Raw genomic sequence first — 19,362 nt, 5'->3', positions numbered from 1 at the left:
GAGCGCACAGAATGGCCGCGAGAACATCGCCACCGACGGGATGGATCCCGTCGGTGGCGATGCACCACTTCGAGGAAAATCGCGACAAAGACCCGTCCCATTTCCTTACCCGCCATCCCTTTCGAAGGGAGGCACCCGGGTATGTCGTTTTGGGCGGAGTCGCTGGTTGGAAATGAGACGGTCGCCCACTCACTGATGCACCCCGCAAAGCGCCTGGTCAGAACATCTCAAAAGTCAGCCCCAAAAGAGCATGTCATAATTCCCGTACAAACCTGACTTTCGGTACGATCAGGGTATGGAGTTGGGGTATGCCCGGGTGTCCACGAGCAAGCAGGACCTCGCTCGTCAGATCGACGCTCTCACCAATGCTGGGATCGACTCGGCGAACATTTACGTGGACAGGAAGTCCGGGACCACTACCGACCGTCCCGGGCTGCAGGCCCTGCTCGGCTACGCCCGAGCTGGCGACGTGATCGTGGTGCACACCCTCGACCGACTCGGCCGCACCGTCCGCGACACCCTCAACCTGATCCACGACCTGCACCAGCGCGGCATCGGATTCCGAAACCTGGCCGACCCGATCCGGATCGACTCGACGAACCCGGACGACCCGATGGGACAGCTGGCGGTGGTGCTGCTGGCGCTGTTCGGCCAGATGGAACGCACCTACGCGGTCGAGCGGGCCGCCCATGCCCGCACGGTGGCCACCGACAAGGGTCGCCGCACCGGCCGGCCCAGCGTGGTCACCGACGCCCAACTCGCCTACGCCACCCAACTCCGGGACGGCGGCGCCACCATCGCTGAGATCACCGGCAAGACCGGGCTGACCCGCTCCACCCTCTACCGGCATCTCCCGCCCCGGCCGGCGCAGACGCTCACCGCCGACGCCGCGGCTGAGCAGAAGCCGTCACCGTCAACAGTTTCGGTGTCGCCACCACCACCGGGCGCCCAACCGCTCGCATGTCCCACCTGTGGACATCAGCCCACCACGCGTAAAGACCTCGTCCCGCACCGCGCCGACCTCGCCACCGTCTGGCTACACCTCGACGAGCGCGGCCACCTGCGCGAGACGCGGCACTGCGCCCGCTGTCAGCCACATGGACATGTCCTGGTGATCAGCTGCTCCCGGTGCGGCGACGGCCCGCTGATCACCGGAACAGATCCCGGCACCGACGAGGTCCCGGTGCCGGTGCGGGACTGGCTCGCACACCACGATTGGTCGGTGGATTCGGACCTGTTGTGCCCCAACCATTCCTGAACATCATTGGGCCTCGCCGTCGTCGAGGTCATCGAGCAGGTGCTGCAGACGTCGGCACGTGGCTTCGTGCCGTTCGACTTCCCGATCCCAGCCGCGGGAGCGGGCGTCGTCGATCAGTACTTGCTCGGTCGCCAGGCGCGCCCTAATCCGCGGCGCATACTCGCTGGTGGTGAGGAACTTCGGGCAGGTCAGCATCAGGTCGCATTCGCACGGCCCCTCGGCGGGCAGCCGCAGGCAGTGCCCCAGTTCGAGTTCGGTCTTGAGGAAATTCGTCTTCAGCCAGTCCACGGTGGCGTCGTCGAGGGCATCGTGCAGCAGGGCATCGGCCGCCGGGCCGGCGATCCGGTGCCCGTCGGCGAGCGCCGTCTCGTATTGACGGCGGATCTCGGGATCGGAGATGCGGCTGTAAATCATGGACATGGTCGCGCTGCGATGGCCGAGTACCGCCATGATCGTCTGGATGCGGGCGCCGCCTTCGGCGAGTTGGGTGCCGAGGGTGTGCCGCAACCGGTGTGCGCTCACGGTCGGGGATCCGCGGTCATCGACCAGACCCGTAGCGCCGCAGACGGTCCGGAACGCCTCGTCGAAGAGGGTCTTGACCGAGAGCAGCTTGCCGCGGCGGACGAAGACGTAATCGACTCGCCGGCCGGTGACCTCGTCGATCCGGGCGATCGAACGTTGGGCCCGGGCCAGGCCGATGGCATTCTCGAGGGCGGCGGCCGCGTCCGGGTGCAGCGGGACGATCCGTTCGGTGTGCCCTTTGCCGACCGGGATCCGCAGCCGCGGATGTCCGCCTGGATAGGTATCGAGGCAGTCCCATGTCAGGCGGCGGATCTCGTCGCGGCGGGCCCCGGACCAGCGCAGCAACAACAGTGCGGCACGTTGCAGCGGGTCGGTCAGGTCCTCGATCGCGGTCATGATTGCGTCGAGTTCGTGTTGAGGGAGGTAGCGGGGAATCGACTCCGGGCGCCGAGGCGTGTCGCGGGAAGTCAGCAATGGTCGGCCGGGGACCTCGGCCCACTCCCAGACCGCGGTGTCGCGGCAGAACCCGGCGATCGCGTTGAGTTCGTGCTTGACCGTGGTCGTCGTCAGCGGCTGGCCGGTGTGTTGGCTCGGACAGCTCGGCAGCCACCGCATGTATTCCTCGATGGTGGCGCGGTCGAGCTGGGCGAGGCTGGTGATTTCGGGGTGATGGGCGCCGAGCCAGTTGACGAGCCGGCGCAGTGCCTGCCGGGCGTGGTGCACCGTCTGCGGTCGATCGAGTTTGGCGTCGAGGCGCAGTTGGAGGTACCGCTCGATGACCTCCCGGATCTTGGGCGGGCACGGTTCGGGCAGCAGGTGGTCGGTCCAGTCCTCGATCGTTCGCGTGCCGATGCGCGGCGCCACCGTGACCTGGCCGACGTTGTACAGCAGCACATGGGTGGCGTGGAGATTGGCGAGCTGGGCCCGGAAAAATCCACGGTTGGCGTCGGGACCATCGAGGAATTGGCCGTTCGGGAACAGCGCCCGCCGTAGCGCATTGAAATCCTCGCGGGCGGCGAATGCGCGGATCGCCGACCCGAACTCGAACAGGTCCGCGACGGTGATCGAGGTCAGGTCGGGGTCGCCGCGATAAAGCATCAGCCGGCCCAGACACCAGATCAGGCTGCTATGTGATTTGGCCGGGGAATGGCCCAGCTCGGTCAGCCGCGCAACCCACTGCTCGAACAGCGCGAGGTCGACGCCGAGTCCGGCGCTGCCCCCACGCCGATCCAGCAGGCGGGGGTACTTGCGGGCGAGCAGGAACTCGAAGTCGAGGCCGATCCCCTTGACCAGGGACAGATACACCAGGTAGCCGCTGGCGCGGTGGGAGTCGGTGCGTCCATTGGATCGCATGCCCTCGCCGACGAATCCCAGCCGCACCGGCAGCGGTTCGGCAAACCACGTTTCCAGGTCCGGCCACCGCTCGACGAACCGGCGATAGGCATCCATCCGCACCCACTGGGCCGGAAGCTGAGGGACATGGGCACCGACCCATGCCTGGTATTCGCCTTCGTCGACGTGCCGCCGCGGGTGCGGGATGGGTACCGGCCGGGCAGTCGCGGGCCCGGTCATCGGCGATCCCGTAGCGCCGCTGCGTACTCGTCCCGGACCTGTATGTCGGACACTCGGGTGTAGATCCGAGTCGATTCCGGCGAGGCGTGCCCGAGGCGTCGCTGCAGTGCCAACTCCCGCATCCCCGCCTCCCACATCACCGTCGCGTGGGTATGCCGCAAGGCGTGGGGAGTCTTGTCGACGGTGCGTAACCCGAGGGCGTCCAGCCGCCGGGCGAACATCCGCACGAGCGCGGCATAGGAGAGCGGCACGCAACGACGACCGCCCCGGCCGCCGACCAGGAACACGAACGGATTCGGCGCGTCCACTGGACGTTCATGCAGCACATACCGATTCACCGCATCCAAGGTGCGAGGATCGAGCAGGTCGACGACCCGTTCGTGCCGGGACTTCCCCCGTACACCCCGCGGATGGTCGTCGCGTTTGCGGATCGTGACCCGCCGTCGCCCGTAGGCGATATCACCGAGCTGGAGACCGAGCACCTCTCCCGGCCGCAGCCCGCCGTCGAGCATCAACAGCACCATCGCCAGATCCCGCAAGCAGGTCATGCTCTCCAGCACCGCGGTCACCTCGGACTCGCTCAGCGGCCGCGGCAGACGGCGCGGAATCCGGACCCGGATGTCCCGGCTGACCGGCTGTTGTCTGCTCGCATGTCCCGCAAACGGGCGGTGCCGTTCGGCGACCATCGCCAACGCGATATCGCGGCGGCGGCGCATCGGATTCTCGTCGGAGACGAGTTCGGCGACGATTGCCCAGTCGTAGAAGCTCGAGACCGCCGCCAACACCCGGGCCACACTCGCCGGCGCCAACAACCGCCCGCGGGGTCCGACGGCCGCCAGGCCCAGTCGCTGGGCGGGTCTGCGCGCCGGACGACGGCGCAACCATCCCAGCAACTCCAGGGCGTGCGCCGGCCGGAACCGACGCCAATCGATGTTGTGTTCGGCGAAGAACTCGAACACCAGGCGCAGGTCGTAGCCGTACGCCAGTGCGGTGTTCGGGCTCCTGCCGGAATCGAGCACGTACCGCAGGAACCGGGTCACCGGCAGTACTGGCTCACCATCGGACCCGACCAGGACCACCGAGGACACGATTCCGTCGGTCTTCACGGTCTGCACGTGCATGACACCAGCCCACCACCAGTTGATCCGATCCAGGTTGCGGCTCGCCGTGAGATGTCCACATAAGAAAGAACTTCGCCACGATCGCGGCCTGTTCGATCGTCAGGCCCTGTTCCTCGAGGCTCGCGCGCGCGGCTTCGCGGCGTCCGACTGCGCCGAGCAGCTTGACCGCCTTCCGCTTGACGCTCAGCTCCTTCGAGACTCGTTCCACCGGCACCCCGAGGTCGAGCATTTCGGCGATCCCGGCGGCGTTCTGCGCGGTCGTCAGGCCGGTGCGGTGGTTGTTCGAGTTCATCTGCTCACTGATCCGGGCGATGGCACGCTCGATCTCGTCGGTCGTGTCCTGCGAGCGCACCAACACGGGGATGGTGTCGCGGCCGGTAGCGATCGAGGCAAGCGTTCGTTCCCTCGAAGGTCTGGGCGTGTTGCGACCGATATCGGTCATGACGGGGTTACGTTCGAAAAGTGCCCTCTGTGGACGCGGTTTCCGGATGCACGCCGGACTGCTCCGAGTGGATGTTGTACTGGACCACTCGCGGTGTCGACGTGCCCGTCGGGTTCGACAACACGCTGGACGGATGGGTGGACATCGATGCCCGCGAGCGTGCGGCGGGAGTCGACGAGGTCACACCGATCTTGATTGACCCGGCCGGCCGGGTCGATCCGGTTCTGGCGAAGTTCTTCCGCCGGTCCCGGTTCGCGTTTCTCGCCGAGGGAACACGGCAATCGTATGTGAAGGATTACCGACTGTTCTTCAGCTTCATGTGGAGCCGCGGAAAGTACTGGGATCAAGCCGATTACGACGACATCGGCGACTACGAGTCGTGGCGACGCCGGTCGACGGACAACCCGCGACCGATCGGTGGAGCCAAGTGGGCTCGGGAGCTGGCCGCGTTCAAATTGCTGTTCGACTGGGCGGTGGTCACCGGCGCGATGCAGCGTAGCCCGGTGGCGACACACACGGTGCGCCGGCGCGACGGCGCCGTGGTCGAGGTGGCAGACAGTCGACCGAAGGACGTGCGGGTCGCCAACGTCAAGTGGGTGACCCCTCGCACCTATCGGTTGTGGCGCGACATCGGGTTGCGCGGCTACTCGGGCGACGGTGTGCCGGAGCCGGGTTGGCGGGGCCGCAACGACGGCCGCAACGCGGCCTTCGCGGATCTGTTGTTCGATACCGGACTGCGCCTGCGGGAGGGCGGCTGCTTGCTCACCGTCGAGGTTCCGGTCCCGATGACCGGCCAGGTCTATTGCGAGGGCCCGGTGGCGGCCGCGACCGCGAAGCGCCGCGAACGCTGCTTCTACGTCCCCGTGGAGACGCTGAGCGGGATCGCCGGCTACGTCGCCACGACCCGGCGTGATGCGATTCGTCGTGCACAGCGGGCGGGCCGCTACGACCGGTTGGCGGGGAAGCTGATCGTCACCAAGGCATCGGCAGGTCAGCGTCGACTGGCCTGGGAAGACGGGTTGGGGCGCCGCGGTGAGCTCCCCGTCACCGCGATCGACGAGCGTCAGCGGCGTCGCCTGTTCGTCGAGGGCGAGGCGGGGCTCGAGCCGCTGCAGTTGTGGCTCACCGATGCCGGGCTGCCGATGGACTACCGATCCTGGGAGGCGGTGTTCGCCGCGGCCAACGTCCGGTGCCTGCGGTTCGGGAAACCGGTCGGCATCACTCCGCACAGCTGCCGGCATTCCTTCGCGCTGAAGATGCTGGTCACGCTGCAGCGTGGGCTCGATGCCCGGTGCGGCCTGGACAAGGCAGAGCGAGACTACCTGCGCAACGTCTACGGGAACGCGTTTACGCTGGTCAAAGACCTGCTTGGACATCGGAGCGAACAGACGACCCGGGAAATTTATCTCGAACCGCTCAACGGTCTGCGCCTCGGAATGATTCTGGACGGCAGCGACGACCTCAGCGCGGTCCTCGCGCGGGTCTCCGCGTCCACCGGCCGGGTCGTCGATATCGCACCCGACGGGGGAGCCTAGCGTGGCGGGCCGACATCGGAGCAAGGCGGTGTTGCCCGACGCGGGGTATCGACGTCCGCCCTCGGTGGAAAGCACCGGCCTGGTGGTGACCCTGTGGTCCGAAAACGGAATCGCCGAAGGCGCTTTCGACTTCACACCGCTGCCGGGCACCCTGGTGCTGCGGCAACAGTTCGCGGCGGCGTTCGACCGCAAGATCGGGCCTGCAGGTGGGTGGCGTTCGTGGGACACCTGCTACTGCGGCTATCAGAGTGTGCGGTTGTTGCTGCGCGGGCTGGCGGCCTCGGAGCAGCCGCCGACGACGATGGCGCAGATCACCCCGGCGGTGTGGATTTCCTGGCGGATGTCTCTTCCCCCGACCGCCGGAACTCGCCATCACCTGGTCGCGCTCCGATCGCTGCTGGCCCAGGCACCCGAGCTTCCATCCGAGACCCTCGAGGTCGTCGATCGGCGCGTCGATCCCGCGCCGGCGTCGTCGGAGATCGCCTACACCTACCAGGAGTTTCTGCGAATCCGCTCGGCCGCCGCGACCGTGTTCAACAGCGCCCTGGTCCGGATCCGGGACACCGTGAACATCTGCGTCGCTGGCGGGCCGGCGAGTTCCGGGCGGCGAGCAGCGACTGGTTGATCGGTGAGGCACTGGATTGTGTGGCCCGCACGGGCGAGGTGCCGTTGCTTCCGCCACAGGAGGGAACCGGGCGACGGATGTCACGCCGCTATCTGGCCGCCCTCGGCGGGTTGGCACCGGAGAAGACCTGGGGTCGGCTGTTCCTGAGCCGCGGTGAAGTGTTCGCGGCGGCGGTCCTGCTGGTGGCCAGCGAGTCGTGGAACAAATCGGTGTTGCACCGGATGCGGATCCCGGAGCACGACCCGGCCGTGGCCGACGCCGTCGACGTCTTCACCGTGCAGCTCGACAAGCCGCGCCGACCGGTGCGGCTGCGGCACACCAGCACGAACCTTGTCGACAGCGGCGCGGGCAGTCCGGGACGGTTGCTGCGCCAGGTCATCGAGGCCACGGCACCGGCCCGGGAGACCCTGGCGGTGCTGGGCCGACCGACTGATCGGCTGCTGGTCTATCGCACCGCGTGTCCGTCCCGCCGCGGACAGGAATTCGGGTTCGGCATCGCCAAGAGCCTGACGGTCGGGACCGAATCGGTGAGCCTGCGCCGGCTGCGGCGCACCGTGCAGGTGCTGATCCGCAAGGAACCGGCCCAGAACACCTCGGAGGTCCACGACACGGTCTACATGCTGCGAGATCCCGCCGGCCGTGAGGCAGCGAGCGAGACGATCGCCCGAGGACTCACCGACGCCGCCGAGCACGCCCACCTCATCGGTGCAATGCGGCTGGTCCTCGGCGGCGACGCCGACGCCTTGGTCGAGTTGTCCGACGATCCCGAGCTCGCCGCCGCCATCCAACGAGGCGACCTCGACACCGCCACCGCCGCCTGCACCGATTTCACCCACAGCCCGCACACCGACCCGGGCCTGCCGTGCACCGCATCGTTCCTGCTGTGCTTGGCCTGCCCGAACGCGGTCGCCACCCGGCGGCACCTGCCGCGCCTGGTCCACCTGCACGACGGGATGACCGAACTGCACGCCGTCCTGGACACCGCCGTGTGGGAGCAGCAGTGGCAGCAACACTTTCAGCGAATTTCCACCCTGCTCGACACCCACACCACCGCAGCCGAACGGTCCGACGCCCGCACCCGAATCACGGATGCGGACCGCACGACCATCGATCGGCTGCTCCGCAGGACCTTCGACGCATGACCGCCGCCTCCGCCTCGAACCCCAGCGGTGACCAGCACCGGTTGGTACACGACGACGACCCCTTCCTCGATCCGCACCGACTGCCCGACACCCTTCAACCCGGGGCTGTGTCCCGGTTCGGTGACCTGCGGTGGGATCTGTCCCCGCTAAACACCAACGACCACCAGGCGCACCGTTGCCTGAACTGGCAGCTGTTCCCGCTGCCGTTGCGGCCGGCGTTCCGACGGGCCGGGTGGGCGTTGGTCAACCTCCCGACCCCCGACGCGCTGCTGGGGAGCCGAAATGCTCACCGACGCAAGTGGCTACACCCGGCCTCGATGCGCAACGTCGTCGGCCAATGGTGCCAACTCGCGCAGTGGCTGCTCGCTCGCAACATCACCGACCTCGACGCGCTGACCGTCGACGACCTCTCCGACTACGCCGTCGAGGTCGGCCGTCGCGGGATCTCCACGACGACGGCGGTCAATCGCCTCGCCGCCGTCAGCCTGCTGTGGGGGTTCGCCCCGCACCTGCCGCCCGGCGACCGCATTCCGATGCCACCGTGGCAGGCCGAATGCATGCGGGACTACCTGCCCCGAACCGACACCACCAACGAGAACGGCACACCCCCGATCCACCCGGCGGTGATGTCGCCGCTGCTGATCTGGGCGATGCGGTTCGTCGACGATTTCGCCGACGACATCCTCGCCGCCTGGCAGGAACACCACACGCTGACCGGCCGGATCCGGCCGCACGCCGACCCCGCGGCGTCCGCAGCCATGCGGAAGCTGGTCGAACAGTACGCCGCCGAGAATCGGCCGCTGCCCGGTTGCATCCACAACGGGCGCCCGATGCTCGCGATCTCCTACCTCGCCGGCCGCGCCAATGCCAGCAAGGAGCAGGCCAGCCACGCCGTCCGGGCCTACGGATCGCACCTGTCCGTGGCGGAGGAGGCACCGCTGAGCAGCCCCATTCGTGGGCGCGTGGACGGGCAAGCGTGGCTCGAGCACATCACCTTCCACGAGGCCCCTCAGCTCATGCACCGACTGTCCACCGCCTGCCTGATCGTCATCTTGTATCTGACCGGGATGAGACCCGGTGAAGCGCTCGAACTGCGGGTCAGGTGTTGCCCGGAACCCGGGCCCGACGACCCGCGCCCCCACGGTTACCAAATCCACGGCAACTACTTCAAGGGCGCCCGCGACGGCGACGGCAAGCATGTGGTCGGAGGGCTTCCCCGGGACACGCCCTGGACCGCGATCGCGCCGGTGGTCCGCGCGGTACGCGTGCTCGAGCGAATGGCGGATGGGCCGTTGTTGTTCCCCGTGAAAACTTCCTGGGCCTCGACCACGTCAGGCTCCCGGAAGCGGCGTGGAGAGGCGCTGACCTGTCATGGCGCCAACGCGCGGATCTCGGCCTTCACCACATGGCTGAACGACTACGCGGCCCGCACCCGCCCCGACGAACGCATCCCCGACGATCCGCACGGCCCGGTGCACGTCAACCGCTTCCGGCGCACTCTCGCCTGGCACATCGCCCGCCTGCCCGGCGGGCGCGTCGCGCTCGCGGTGCAGTACGGGCACCTACGCGCGTCCACGGTCACCGACGGCTACGCCGGACGAGCCCGCGACGGATTACGCCGCACCCTCGACATCGAAACCGCACGAGCCATGGCTGACTACCTCGACACCGTCGCCGATCGTCTCCACCGCGGCGAACACGTCTCCGGGCCCGCCGCACGCCGCCTGATCAGCGCCGCCACCGAAGCCCGGAACCGGTACGAGGGCATGTTCCTGACCCCTACACAGGCCCGCGCCCTGCTCAAAGTTCCGCAATTCCACGTTCACGACAACCCCGAGGCCTTCCTCACCTGCAACTACGACCCCACCAAAGCGCTCTGCCACCCAGATCGCGCCCACCCGTCCGGCCGGTCAAAATCCCCGGCGACCGACCGATGCGATCCGGCCTGTGCGAACATTGCGCGCACCGACACCCACATCGCCGCACTGCGCACCGAGATCGCCCGACTCCGCGACGAAATCGCCGAGCCGGCCACCCCGATGCCGCTGCGTGAACGCCTCCGTCAACGAGCAGCCCACCTGAACAAACTCGTCGAACAACACGAGAAGACCCGCACCACGAACCGCGAGGAGACCGACGTTGACCGATGACGACGACCGGCGTGCCATCACCGCGGCCATGCAGCGATTGTTCACGGGAACACCGCTGCGGTCGTCCGGCAAACTCGACATCGTCACCCTCGCACAAGAAGCCGGGGTGAAGCGAAACAAACTGACCCACAAGCACACCGACCTCAAAGATCTCTTCTACGCGCAGCGACGAACCTGCCACGGAATACCCGACAACGAAGTCAAGCTCCGCGAGCAGATCGCCACCCTGCAGAAGACCAACCAGTCGCTGCGAGACGAACGAGACCGCTACCGCCTGACCAGCGAAACGTTCGCTCGCGCGTTGCACGTACTGACCATCGAGAACGACAACCTCCACCGCGACGCACGCGCCGCTCCGGTCATCCGCGCCTGATCGATTACCTCGAGCTCGGAACCTCGTCATCAAGTGAGACGTAACCACCGGGGTTGCTTTGTCGGTTGTTCTGGGCCGAAATTGGCACTCCCTGGCCCACATCGAGGGACTGTCCTACTTGGATGAGTGATCGGGGCACCGCAGTGCGGGCGCGGTGTCCCAGCCGGCGTCGGTCAGCCACCGGAGAATCGAATCGGGAAGCGCACCGATCTCCATGGGTGCGCCGAACGGACCGGATTTACGGATAAGTGAACTCCCATAAATTGGCGACCCGATTCAGGGACAAAGGAATTCACAATCAGGCCAAAATTAGCGGACCCGTACGCTCACAGCGCCCGCAAAAACAGAGCTGTCACCAGCGAGTTTCGAACATGTGTGGGTCCAACCCTCGTGTCGTACAGCAAAAGATCATTAATCGGCAACGGGCAGTAATCGGGGTTTATACTGTCGCAATCGCAAACTACTGAATCCGCGGCACCTGCGCGGTGGGAGCGAGTGTCGAATCATGGCCGAAGGCACCGCCGCGGTGAGCACCGCGAACGCAACGGGCAAGCTGGGTCTGACCGCGATGACCGCGATGGTTGTCGGTTCGATGGTCGGCGCAGGAGTCTTCCAGTTACCCTCGCGGTTCGCGAGCGAGACCGGCGTGTACGGGGCGGCGATCTCCTGGGCGATCGCCGGCACCGGGATGCTCGCCCTCGCTTTCGTGTTCCAGAACCTGTCGCGGCGCAAACCGAATTTGGACAACGGCGTGTATGTCTACGCCCGTGAGGGATTCGGCGTCTACCCGGGTTTCCTCTCCGCGGTCGGGTTCTGGGCATCCGCCTGCGCCGGAAACGCATTCTACTGGGTGCTGATCATGACCACCGTGTCGCAGTTGGTCCCGGATCTCGAGCCGATCCTGGGGTCGGGCGACACCTGGTGGGCCTTCGCGGTGTCGGCAGTCGCGGTGTGGGGGTTCTTCTTCCTCATCCGCAACGGCGTGAAGGAAGCGGCATGGATCAACACGATCGTCACCGTCGCGAAATTGGTTCCGCTGCTGCTGTTCCTGGTTCTCGTGATCTTCTTCTTCAAGTCCGACGTCTTCGCCGACAATCTGACCGGCGGATACGACCTTGTCGGCGGGGACTCCCTGTTTCAGCAGGTACAAGGCACCATGCTGATCACGGTGTTCGTGTTTCTCGGCATCGAAGGTGCGAGCGTGTATTCGCGCCACGCGAAGAAGCGGTCCGATGTCGGCCGGGCAACCGTCCTCGGGTTCCTCTCGGTGTTGGCTCTGTTCGCCAGTATCTCGATCCTGTCCTACGGCATCCTCCCCAGAGAAGAGATCGCCGCGTTGCAGCAGCCCTCCATCGGAGGCGTGCTCGAATCCGTGACCGGCGAGTGGGGCGGGACTCTCATCAGGGTCGGACTGATCGTCTCGGTCCTGGGCGCCTATCTCGCCTGGCAGCTGCTCGCCGCTGATGTTGTCTACGCTGCAGCGAAAGACAAAGACTTCCCACCCTACTTCGAACGACTCAACAAGCACGGCGCCCCTGAGTCGGCGGTGTTGTGGACCTCGATCCTGGTCACCGCGATCCTGTTCGCCGTGCAGTTCATCGGCAACGCCCTGGACTTCACCCTCGACCTCACCGCGGCGCTGGCACTCTTACCCTTTGCGCTCGCCTCCGCCTATGCCCTGAAAATCGCTCTCACGCACGATGGCTACCCCGCAGGCGACCCCGGTCGCACCCGTGAACTTGTCGTGGCTGCGATCTCCACCGTCTACACCCTCTTCCTGCTGTGGGCGGCCGGTTACCTGTTCCTCTTTCTCTCGTGCGTGCTGCTCGCTCCGGCAACGTTTCTCTACTACTCCGCGCGACGTAAACAGGGTGAGACCGTATTCACCCGTCCTGGCCTGACGATCTTCGCTGTCGTTTTGGTCGGCGCCATCGTCGGCATCGTGCTGATGGCCACCGGTGCCATCCAGATCGAACAGCCCACTCCGGCCGAGCCCCCGTATCTTCCACACCAGTGATCCAGGAGAAGAACATGGTCAGCAGCGCACCGCATGGTGTCCATTCCGAGGTCGGGACCCTGCGCAAGGTCCTGGTCTGCGCCCCCGGCCTCGCCCACGAACGGCTGACTCCGAGCAACTGCGACGACCTGCTCTTCGACGACGTGCTGTGGGTGCAGAACGCCAAACGGGACCACTTCGATTTCATGACCAAGATGCGCGAGCGCGGCATCGAGGTGATCGAACTGCACAACCTGCTCGCCGACACCCTCGCAGTCCCCGATGCCAAGACGTGGATCCTGGACCGCAAGATCGTCGCCAACGAGGTCGGACTCGGCCTGGTCGAGGACACCCGCGCCTACCTCGAGGGCCTCGACGACCGCACCCTGGCCACCCTGTTGATCGGGGGCCTGGCGACCGCGGACCTGCCCGACGACTTCAGGCCCGGATACCTCGCTCTCGCCCGCGAACAGACCGGGGTCCGCGAATACCTGATGCCACCGCTGCCGAACACCCTCTACACCCGCGACACCAGCTGCTGGATCTACGGCGGGGTCACCCTCAACCCGCTCTACTGGCCCGCCCGGCACGACGAAACCCTGCTGATGAAGGCGATCTACACCTTCCACCCCGACTTCACCGAGGCGCAGGTGTGGTGGGGCGACCCCGAACAGGACTGGGGCCTGGCCACCTTCGAGGGCGGCGATGTGATGCCGATCGGCAACGGCGCCGTACTGATCGGGATGAGCGAACGCACCTCCCGCCAGGCCATCACCCAGGTCGCCGCGTCCCTGTTCCAGAACCAGGCCGCCGACCGTGTCATCGTCGCCGGAATGCCGAAACTCCGGGCCGCCATGCACCTGGACACCGTGTTCACCTTCGCCGACCGGGACTGCGTCACCATCTTCCCCGACATCGTCGGGGGCATCCACACCTTCTCCCTGCGCCCGTCCGACACCGGTGTGGAGGTCACCGAGGAGAAGGCACCGTTCGTCGACGTGGTCGCCGAAGCCCTGAATTTCAGCAAGCTCCGGATCGTCGAAACCGGCGGCGGCTTCTACGCCAACGAACGCCAGCAATGGGACAGCGGCAACAACCTCGTCGCCGCCGAACCGGGGGTCGTATTCGCGTACGACCGCAACACCCACACCAACGCCCTGCTCCGCAAGGAAGGCATCGAAGTGATCACCATCGTCGGCGCCGAACTGGGCCGCGGCCGCGGCGGCGGCCACTGCATGACCTGCCCCATCAGCCGCGACCCGATCGAATTCTGACCGTGCGCGAAACCCGAGCCCACTCTTACAAAGGAATTGGCCATGATCGCCATCGGTGTTGTTCTCATCGTCATCGGCTTGATCGTCAAGATCTCCACGCTGTGGATCGCAGGCCTCATCGTCGCTGTCCTCGGCCTGATCCTCCTGCTGCTCGGACTGCGCGGGCAGAAGGTCGGCGGACGCCAGTACTGGTACTGACGAATCTTCCTGATCGCATCGCTCTTCGGTGGCCTGACCAGCTCGGGCCGGCGTACCTGGATCCTCGCGACCATCGTCGTACGGCTCGTCACCGCACTGGACACCGTGCTGTTGCCGGTCGTACTGGTGAAGTGAAGTCGCAGGTTCCGGGCACGGCCGAGGGGATACGGCAACGAGCGGTGAGAGCGCCGAATCCGCCCTCTACGAACAGGTTAGGCACTTCGCCCGGCGGTGGCCCGCAACCGCACCGCCTCCAGTGAGACCGCCCCGAGCACCCCGAGGCTTCCCGAACCCGGGCAGCCCCACACCTGAAGGAGAGTCGACCATGTTGGATTCGTTCTGGGAACTATTCTGGTACACGCTGATGGTGTTCGCCTTCGTCGCCTACCTGATCGTGCTGTTCCAGGTTCTCACCGACCTGTTCCGCGACCGCACCATGTCCAGCATCGCGCGGATCCTGTGGATCATCTTCCTCATTGTGCTGCCCTATCTCACGGCGTTCGTGTACCTGATCGTCCGCGGCCGGGGCATCGCCGACCGGCAGCGCGAGGCCCAGCAGGCGGCCAAGGAGGCCACCGACACCTACATCAAGGACATTGCCGGAAAGTCCCCAGCCGAGCAGATCGCCGACGCCAAGGCACTGCTCGACGCCGGCACGATCAGCTCGGCGGAGTTCGAGCAGCTCAAGGCGAAGGCCTTGAGCTGACCTTGACCTGCCCCACGGCCGGTGGTGCTGCGGTGCCTGCCTGCCCGCCATGTCGAGTCGGTCATGACACCGAGGGCAGGGGGAAAGATCGGTGAATGCAGCACTCGCGGTCGGTGGCGGCCTGGTCGTCCTCATCGGTGGCGCCGAGCTGCTGGTACGCGGAGCATCCCGGATCGCGGCGCGGCTGGCCATTGCACCGATCGTGATCGGATTGACGATCGTCTCGCTCGGTACCAGTGCCCCCGAACTCGCTATCGGCATCGACGCGGCACTCACCGGCAGCGCAGCGCTGGCGGTCGGCAACATCGTCGGCACCAACATCGTGAACCTGCTGTTGATCCTCGGCGGCAGCGCCGCGATCCGGTCCATCGCGCTGGGCATCCAGACGCTGCGCACCGACCTGCCCGTCATCGCATTCGCGGCGGTCCTGCTTCTCGTCCTGGCCCGCGACGGGCAACTGAGCACGCTGGACGGCACGATCCTCATCCTGTTCGGGTTCGGCTACACCGCCGCGATCGTCCGCCTCGGACGCCACGAACCGGCCACCGTCCAAGCCGAATTCGACCACGAATTCGCGCCACCCCCCGAGGAGAAGTCGGCCGCCCGGTTGGTGCGTGATTTCGCCCTCCTCGTCGGCGGTCTCGCGATCGTGGTGGTCGGCGCCGAAGTGCTCGTCGGCGGCGCGGTGGACCTCGCCCGGGCCTTCGGAGTTTCCGAGGCTGTCATCGGACTGACGATCATCGCCATCGGCACCTCCGCGCCCGAACTCGTCACCACCCTCATCTCGACGGTGCGCGGAGACCGCGATGTCGCCCTCGGCAACCTTCTCGGCTCCAGCGTCTACAACATCGCCCTCATCCTCGGCATCACCGCACTCGTCGCACCCGGCGGCATCGAGGTGCCACCCGAGGTCCTGCGCGTCGACCTACCGGTCATGACCGCCGTGGCGCTCGCCTGCGTGCCCGTCTTCGTGACCGGCCGCAAAGTCTCGCGATTCGAGGGCGCCGTCTTCGTCGGGTGCTACGCCCTCTACCTGACCTATCTCCTCATCGCCCGCACCTGAGGACGGTCGGAGAGAAAAACCGTCAAGTGGTAGTTCGGTGGATCTCGATCACGGTCAATCCGAGATCGTCGAAGCGGGCGAGAAGCTCACGCAGATCCGGGGGACCGTGAACCCGCCCGTAGAGCGTGACTTCGTCTGCCGGCCCACTACGTGCCACCAGTTCCGGGAAGGCGGCAAGGACACGTTCGGACACACCCTCAGCGAGAACGAACCTGTAATACACGTTCTCGGGCCAATCTGATGGCGGATCCGGCACGGCATGCCCCCATGTGATGTCCAAGCACTCCTCTCGGCCAGCATGCCGAACGGGTGCGGGCGCCGACTCACCCACAGGTGATGAAGTTCGGGGCGGCGAACCTTCCCGCGGGCTGCGCCGCGGCTGCGCTGCTCCGGGCCCAACATTTGTGGCAGCACCGCGCGGCGGGTAGGGGCGGCGCGGATAACCCCGCCGCAGGTCCCCGGCCCCCAATGACCCGCACCAAGCGGGGACTGCCGAGCCGATGTCACGCCGAGGATTCGCGCGGACAGCGGACCAGGGCCCGGCACCCCAAGCGCCCCGAACGGTGTCGTCGCAACGCGGGCAGACCGTGCGCGACAAGGTAGGTTTGCTGACACCGAAGGGGGGAGCATGGTTGGCGAACCGCGCTTTCTCTACTATGCCGCGGGAATCACATATTTCAGCGTGCTGGCATTGATCCCGATCCTCATGGTGGTCTTCGCGATCGCGGGTTTCGTGTTGGTGGGCCAGCCCGACTTGTTGCAGCAGTTGCAGGACGAGATCACCGACAACATTCCGGGCACGCTCGGCGACACCCTCAACGACGTGATCGACACGGCGATCGCATCCCGTACCAGTGTGTGTCCTGGGTTTGGTTGGTGCGGCCTATGCGGGGCTGCGGTGGATGGCGAACGTGCGTGACGCCTTGACCGTGATGTGGGGGTGCACCTATGCGCCGAAGGGGTTCGTCCGCACGAAGCTGGCGACGCGGCGGCGCTCGTCGGTCTCGGCCTCGCCCTCGTCGTCTCCCTCGGTGGGTCGGCGCTCAGCAGCGGGCCGGGGGGGCCGCACCGTTCTCGCGTTCCTCAACCTCGACGAGGTCGCCGCGGTCGACGCCGGACTGCGGGTGCTGTCGGTGGTGCTGTCGCTGGTCGCCACTTGGGTGGTCTTCATCTGGGTTATCGCGCGCCTGCCGCGTGGACCCGTCACCTTCCGGAATGCGACGACGGCGGCGCTGTTCGCGGCGATCGTCTTTGAGATCTTCAAGCAGGTCGGTGCGATCTACCTGCAAGTTGTCACGAGAGGTTCGGCCGGTGTGGCGTTCGGGCCGATCATCGGTGTGCTGGTGTTCACCTATCTGGCCTCTCGCATGCTGCTGTTCGCCACTGCATGGGCGGCCACGCAGGCAGAGAGTGTGGTGTAGTCGTCGATCTCGCGATCCGATTTGCTGCAGTGACCGGGAAGCCGAGGAATCTTCTCCCGCTGAGAGTCGGCCTAGAATTTGTGATATGAATCACTACTTCAGGCGCCGATCTATCGAACCGGAACCCCCTAAAGTCCGGCCGCAGGTTCGTTCCCGGTTCCGGTGGATCCGGGTAGCTGTAGATTCCCTCCGCCCTCGACAACTGCTCCGGGACCGGGGCGTCAGCAAGTATTCCTCGGTAGCCCCCCGTCATCCTGATGGGTCACGTACCGAGGTCATCCCGTTCAACGGCAGCGGCGGGGGACGGTAGGCCGGTGGCCAGGCTCCCCTGCGGCGCATGAGCACCGGCTTACCCTCCCTCGAGGTCATCGGCGCCGGCCGAGTAGCCCGCGCCGACCGCCGCCGCGGTGCTGGTGAGCTGGCGGTGGTAGAACGCGCCCAGCGCCTTGGCCTCGGCGGGGGTGCCCTACCAGCCGTAAACTTCGAGACAACATCTGAAGGCACAACACGCTGACTTTCCAGGGAACGTTCGTCGCTGTCCGTCAATCACCACCAGGCTCCCGTCCTCGCGGCGGTTCGCGGTAATCGGGTGCAGCACACCGTGCTCGCGGACCGACGCCACGAATCCCGGTGTCGCCTCGAGGTCCACCTGGTCGCGCACGTTCTTGCCGACGTCGAGGGTGCGCGGGTCGACCTCGATCAGCTCAACGCCCACCGGTTGCTGTGTTGCGGTCATGATGTCTCTCTCCTGTACTGTCTCGGGCGAGAACACCGGGCAGATAGTTGCTGCCCGGTGTTCTCTTGTTTCCGGGTGGTTCCTCGTCAGCGGGGGGCCGGTGTATCGGCGGGGCCGTCCGCCTGCCGTGCCATCTGCCACCCGGCGGCGAAGCCGTCGTTGAAGGTGTCGAGTTCGGCGGCCATGTAGCCGAACTCGATGCCCGCACGTTCGGCGAGCACGTACAGCGGCTCGTCGTCGCTCTCGCCGCACGACGCGAGCACACCGGCGGTGAATCCCTGCTCGCGGATGATGCGGACCGTCTCCTCGGTCATTGAGATCTCCTGATGGTCAGCGGAAGGTGATGGATTCGCGCGTCGGGTAGACCCGGACGAATCCGGCGGCAGCGACGGCGTACGCGACTTCGCCGTAGAACAGGACGTCGCCCTTGCTCAGCGATCGGTGCCGCTCGGCCCGGTACCGGCGGACCACTTCGAGTCCGACAAGCTGGGGGCCGGGTTCGTTGAACGCCGCGAACACCTCCTCGAGGTTCACCTCCAGGTCGCGGCGCGGATCCATCTCGAACCGGGCCACCTCGCGCAAGGGGTCGCCGTCGGTGTAGCCGATGAGCATCGCGTCCCGTGCATCGTTGTGCAGCACCCGCATCGGCACACTCGGCGCTCCCGGTGTCACATTCATCTGAGGTTCCCTTCGGTGGTGATGGGACCGGAACTTTCCGGTCCCAGTCGCGTGAGTGGTGTCCGTCGTGGCGGTGGGAACCGGGCAGATAGTTGCTGCCCGGTTCCCACCGACGTTCCGGATCGGAGTGCTTACGCCGCCTGGGCGGGGCGAGTGCTGCGGCTGGCGATCAGTGCCTCCGCGACCGGCCCGAGGATCGGTTCCGGGTTCTCATCCCATCCGGCGACCAGAACGGCGCGACCGCGAATCGGTCGGTCGGTCGCCGGGCCATATCGGTGGACGATCGCGGTGGCCAACTGGTTGACCGGGACGGCGGGGACATGCTGGTGGTTCGCCCCCACGAGCAGGCTCGCCGTGCCCTGGTGCGGGCCGCGTCCGAGGACAAACCCGGTAGTGCCGACGTCACCGACGGCGTCCAGCGCCGCGCCGATACCGGCCGGGATCCGCAGGCTCGCCCACAACGGGTCGACCGGGAGGTCCTGGGCGGTCATGGTGCCGTCGATCTCGATCACGACGGCGGAAAAGGTGGTGCGCATGTGTGTCTCCTTCT

19 protein-coding genes and 1 pseudogene are annotated in these 19,362 nt (G+C 66.5%); 12 read left to right on the top strand and 8 right to left on the bottom strand.

Going from position 1 to position 19,362, the window contains the following annotated elements; all coding sequences use genetic code 11:
* Positions 1-295: 295 nt before the first annotated feature.
* Positions 296-1,258: a recombinase family protein gene (locus H0B43_RS37600; protein ID WP_185730262.1), complete on the top strand. Its 963-nt coding sequence runs from the start codon at positions 296-298 to the stop codon at positions 1,256-1,258.
* A gap of 3 nt (positions 1,259-1,261) precedes the next feature.
* Here the strand turns inward: H0B43_RS37600 and H0B43_RS37595 are convergent, their stop codons facing one another.
* From H0B43_RS37595 to H0B43_RS37585, 3 genes are read right to left on the bottom strand one after another with little or no spacing between them, the layout of a single operon-like run.
* Positions 1,262-3,352: a tyrosine-type recombinase/integrase gene (locus H0B43_RS37595; protein ID WP_252190329.1), complete on the bottom strand. Its 2,091-nt coding sequence runs from the start codon at positions 3,350-3,352 to the stop codon at positions 1,262-1,264.
* Positions 3,349-4,473 carry a tyrosine-type recombinase/integrase gene (locus H0B43_RS37590; protein WP_185730263.1) on the bottom strand — a complete coding sequence of 375 codons (1,125 nt, stop codon included), beginning with the start codon at positions 4,471-4,473 and terminating at the stop codon, positions 3,349-3,351. The genes H0B43_RS37595 and H0B43_RS37590 overlap by 4 nt, the downstream gene beginning before the upstream one ends.
* Entirely contained in the window at positions 4,406-4,828 is a 423-nt protein-coding gene (locus H0B43_RS37585; protein WP_185950109.1) for a hypothetical protein, read from the bottom strand. Before H0B43_RS37585 ends, H0B43_RS37590 begins: the two co-directional genes overlap by 68 nt.
* 107 nt (positions 4,829-4,935) lie before the next feature.
* On the opposite strand from H0B43_RS37585, the gene H0B43_RS37580 reads away from it, so the two are divergent.
* The 10 genes from H0B43_RS37580 to H0B43_RS37535 all read left to right on the top strand — a co-directional run bounded on the left by H0B43_RS37580 (position 4,936) and on the right by H0B43_RS37535 (position 15,977).
* Positions 4,936-6,450, top strand: a complete 1,515-nt coding sequence (locus H0B43_RS37580) for a site-specific integrase (protein WP_185950108.1) — start codon at positions 4,936-4,938, stop codon at positions 6,448-6,450.
* Between the two features lies 1 nt (position 6,451).
* Positions 6,452-7,075 carry a hypothetical protein gene (locus H0B43_RS37575; RefSeq protein WP_185950107.1) on the top strand — a complete coding sequence of 208 codons (624 nt, stop codon included), beginning with the start codon at positions 6,452-6,454 and terminating at the stop codon, positions 7,073-7,075.
* Positions 7,076-7,152: 77 nt separating this feature from the next.
* Positions 7,153-8,217 (top strand): hypothetical protein, encoded by a 1,065-nt coding sequence (locus H0B43_RS37570; protein ID WP_185730267.1) that lies wholly within the window; start codon positions 7,153-7,155, stop codon positions 8,215-8,217.
* Complete coding sequence (locus tag H0B43_RS37565; RefSeq protein WP_185730268.1) at positions 8,214-10,367, top strand: integrase; 2,154 nt, start codon at positions 8,214-8,216, stop codon at positions 10,365-10,367. Before H0B43_RS37570 ends, H0B43_RS37565 begins: the two co-directional genes overlap by 4 nt.
* Positions 10,357-10,740, top strand: coding sequence for a hypothetical protein (locus H0B43_RS37560; protein ID WP_185730269.1), 384 nt, complete (start codon positions 10,357-10,359; stop codon positions 10,738-10,740). The genes H0B43_RS37565 and H0B43_RS37560 overlap by 11 nt, the downstream gene beginning before the upstream one ends.
* Before the next feature lie 505 nt (positions 10,741-11,245).
* On the top strand, positions 11,246-12,757 hold the full coding sequence (locus tag H0B43_RS37555) for a basic amino acid/polyamine antiporter (RefSeq protein ID WP_185730270.1): 1,512 nt from the start codon (positions 11,246-11,248) through the stop codon (positions 12,755-12,757).
* 14 nt (positions 12,758-12,771) lie between these two features.
* Complete coding sequence (locus H0B43_RS37550; RefSeq protein ID WP_185730271.1) at positions 12,772-14,010, top strand: arginine deiminase; 1,239 nt, start codon at positions 12,772-12,774, stop codon at positions 14,008-14,010.
* Positions 14,011-14,052: 42 nt separating this feature from the next.
* A complete protein-coding gene (locus H0B43_RS37545; RefSeq protein WP_185730272.1) occupies positions 14,053-14,208 on the top strand; it encodes a hypothetical protein in 156 nt (51 codons plus the stop codon).
* A 325-nt stretch (positions 14,209-14,533) separates the two neighbouring features.
* Positions 14,534-14,914 (top strand): SHOCT domain-containing protein, encoded by a 381-nt coding sequence (locus tag H0B43_RS37540; protein WP_185730273.1) that lies wholly within the window; start codon positions 14,534-14,536, stop codon positions 14,912-14,914.
* A gap of 91 nt (positions 14,915-15,005) precedes the next feature.
* Positions 15,006-15,977: a calcium/sodium antiporter gene (locus H0B43_RS37535; RefSeq protein WP_185730274.1), complete on the top strand. Its 972-nt coding sequence runs from the start codon at positions 15,006-15,008 to the stop codon at positions 15,975-15,977.
* Between the two features lie 22 nt (positions 15,978-15,999).
* Here H0B43_RS37535 and H0B43_RS37530 read toward each other — a convergent pair whose 3' ends face one another.
* Positions 16,000-16,170: a hypothetical protein gene (locus tag H0B43_RS37530; protein ID WP_252190330.1), complete on the bottom strand. Its 171-nt coding sequence runs from the start codon at positions 16,168-16,170 to the stop codon at positions 16,000-16,002.
* A gap of 459 nt (positions 16,171-16,629) precedes the next feature.
* Between H0B43_RS37530 and H0B43_RS37525 the strand changes: the two are divergent.
* Positions 16,630-17,392, top strand: a pseudogene (locus tag H0B43_RS37525) (YhjD/YihY/BrkB family envelope integrity protein); the annotation flags it as partial.
* A gap of 472 nt (positions 17,393-17,864) precedes the next feature.
* Here H0B43_RS37525 and H0B43_RS37520 read toward each other — a convergent pair.
* The 4 genes from H0B43_RS37520 to H0B43_RS37505 form a co-directional block, all read right to left on the bottom strand.
* On the bottom strand, positions 17,865-18,170 hold the full coding sequence (locus H0B43_RS37520) for a ParB/Srx family N-terminal domain-containing protein (RefSeq protein WP_312037656.1): 306 nt from the start codon (positions 18,168-18,170) through the stop codon (positions 17,865-17,867).
* Between the two features lie 50 nt (positions 18,171-18,220).
* The gene (locus H0B43_RS37515) at positions 18,221-18,448 is read right to left on the bottom strand and encodes a hypothetical protein (RefSeq protein WP_185730276.1); all 228 of its coding nucleotides are present in this window, start codon (positions 18,446-18,448) and stop codon (positions 18,221-18,223) included.
* A 16-nt stretch (positions 18,449-18,464) separates the two neighbouring features.
* Positions 18,465-18,812 (bottom strand): hypothetical protein, encoded by a 348-nt coding sequence (locus tag H0B43_RS37510; RefSeq protein WP_185730277.1) that lies wholly within the window; start codon positions 18,810-18,812, stop codon positions 18,465-18,467.
* A gap of 131 nt (positions 18,813-18,943) precedes the next feature.
* The gene (locus tag H0B43_RS37505; RefSeq protein WP_185730278.1) at positions 18,944-19,348 is read right to left on the bottom strand and encodes a hypothetical protein; all 405 of its coding nucleotides are present in this window, start codon (positions 19,346-19,348) and stop codon (positions 18,944-18,946) included.
* Positions 19,349-19,362 lie beyond the last annotated feature (14 nt).

The organism is Rhodococcus sp. 4CII, assembly GCF_014256275.1.
GTDB lineage: Bacteria > Actinomycetota > Actinomycetes > Mycobacteriales > Mycobacteriaceae > Rhodococcus_F > Rhodococcus_F wratislaviensis_A.
Note: the sequence above shows the minus strand (reverse complement) of the source record. Positions and strands in the feature narration are given on the sequence as shown.

Bases quoted from the DNA above. Each gene is read 5' to 3' on its own strand.
- H0B43_RS37540 (WP_185730273.1), top strand. From the start codon at position 14,534: ATGTTGGATTCGTTCTGGGAACTATTCTGGTACACGCTGATGGTGTTC.
- H0B43_RS37550 (WP_185730271.1), top strand. From the start codon at position 12,772: ATGGTCAGCAGCGCACCGCATGGTGTCCATTCCGAGGTCGGGACCCTG.
- H0B43_RS37545 (WP_185730272.1), top strand. From the start codon at position 14,053: ATGATCGCCATCGGTGTTGTTCTCATCGTCATCGGCTTGATCGTCAAG.
- H0B43_RS37510 (WP_185730277.1), bottom strand. From the start codon at position 18,812: ATGAATGTGACACCGGGAGCGCCGAGTGTGCCGATGCGGGTGCTGCAC.
- H0B43_RS37565 (WP_185730268.1), top strand. From the start codon at position 8,214: ATGACCGCCGCCTCCGCCTCGAACCCCAGCGGTGACCAGCACCGGTTG.
- H0B43_RS37595 (WP_252190329.1), bottom strand. From the start codon at position 3,352: ATGACCGGGCCCGCGACTGCCCGGCCGGTACCCATCCCGCACCCGCGG.
- H0B43_RS37600 (WP_185730262.1), top strand. From the start codon at position 296: ATGGAGTTGGGGTATGCCCGGGTGTCCACGAGCAAGCAGGACCTCGCT.
- H0B43_RS37590 (WP_185730263.1), bottom strand. From the start codon at position 4,473: ATGCACGTGCAGACCGTGAAGACCGACGGAATCGTGTCCTCGGTGGTC.
- H0B43_RS37570 (WP_185730267.1), top strand. From the start codon at position 7,153: ATGTCACGCCGCTATCTGGCCGCCCTCGGCGGGTTGGCACCGGAGAAG.
- H0B43_RS37505 (WP_185730278.1), bottom strand. From the start codon at position 19,348: ATGCGCACCACCTTTTCCGCCGTCGTGATCGAGATCGACGGCACCATG.
- H0B43_RS37515 (WP_185730276.1), bottom strand. From the start codon at position 18,448: ATGACCGAGGAGACGGTCCGCATCATCCGCGAGCAGGGATTCACCGCC.
- H0B43_RS37555 (WP_185730270.1), top strand. From the start codon at position 11,246: ATGGCCGAAGGCACCGCCGCGGTGAGCACCGCGAACGCAACGGGCAAG.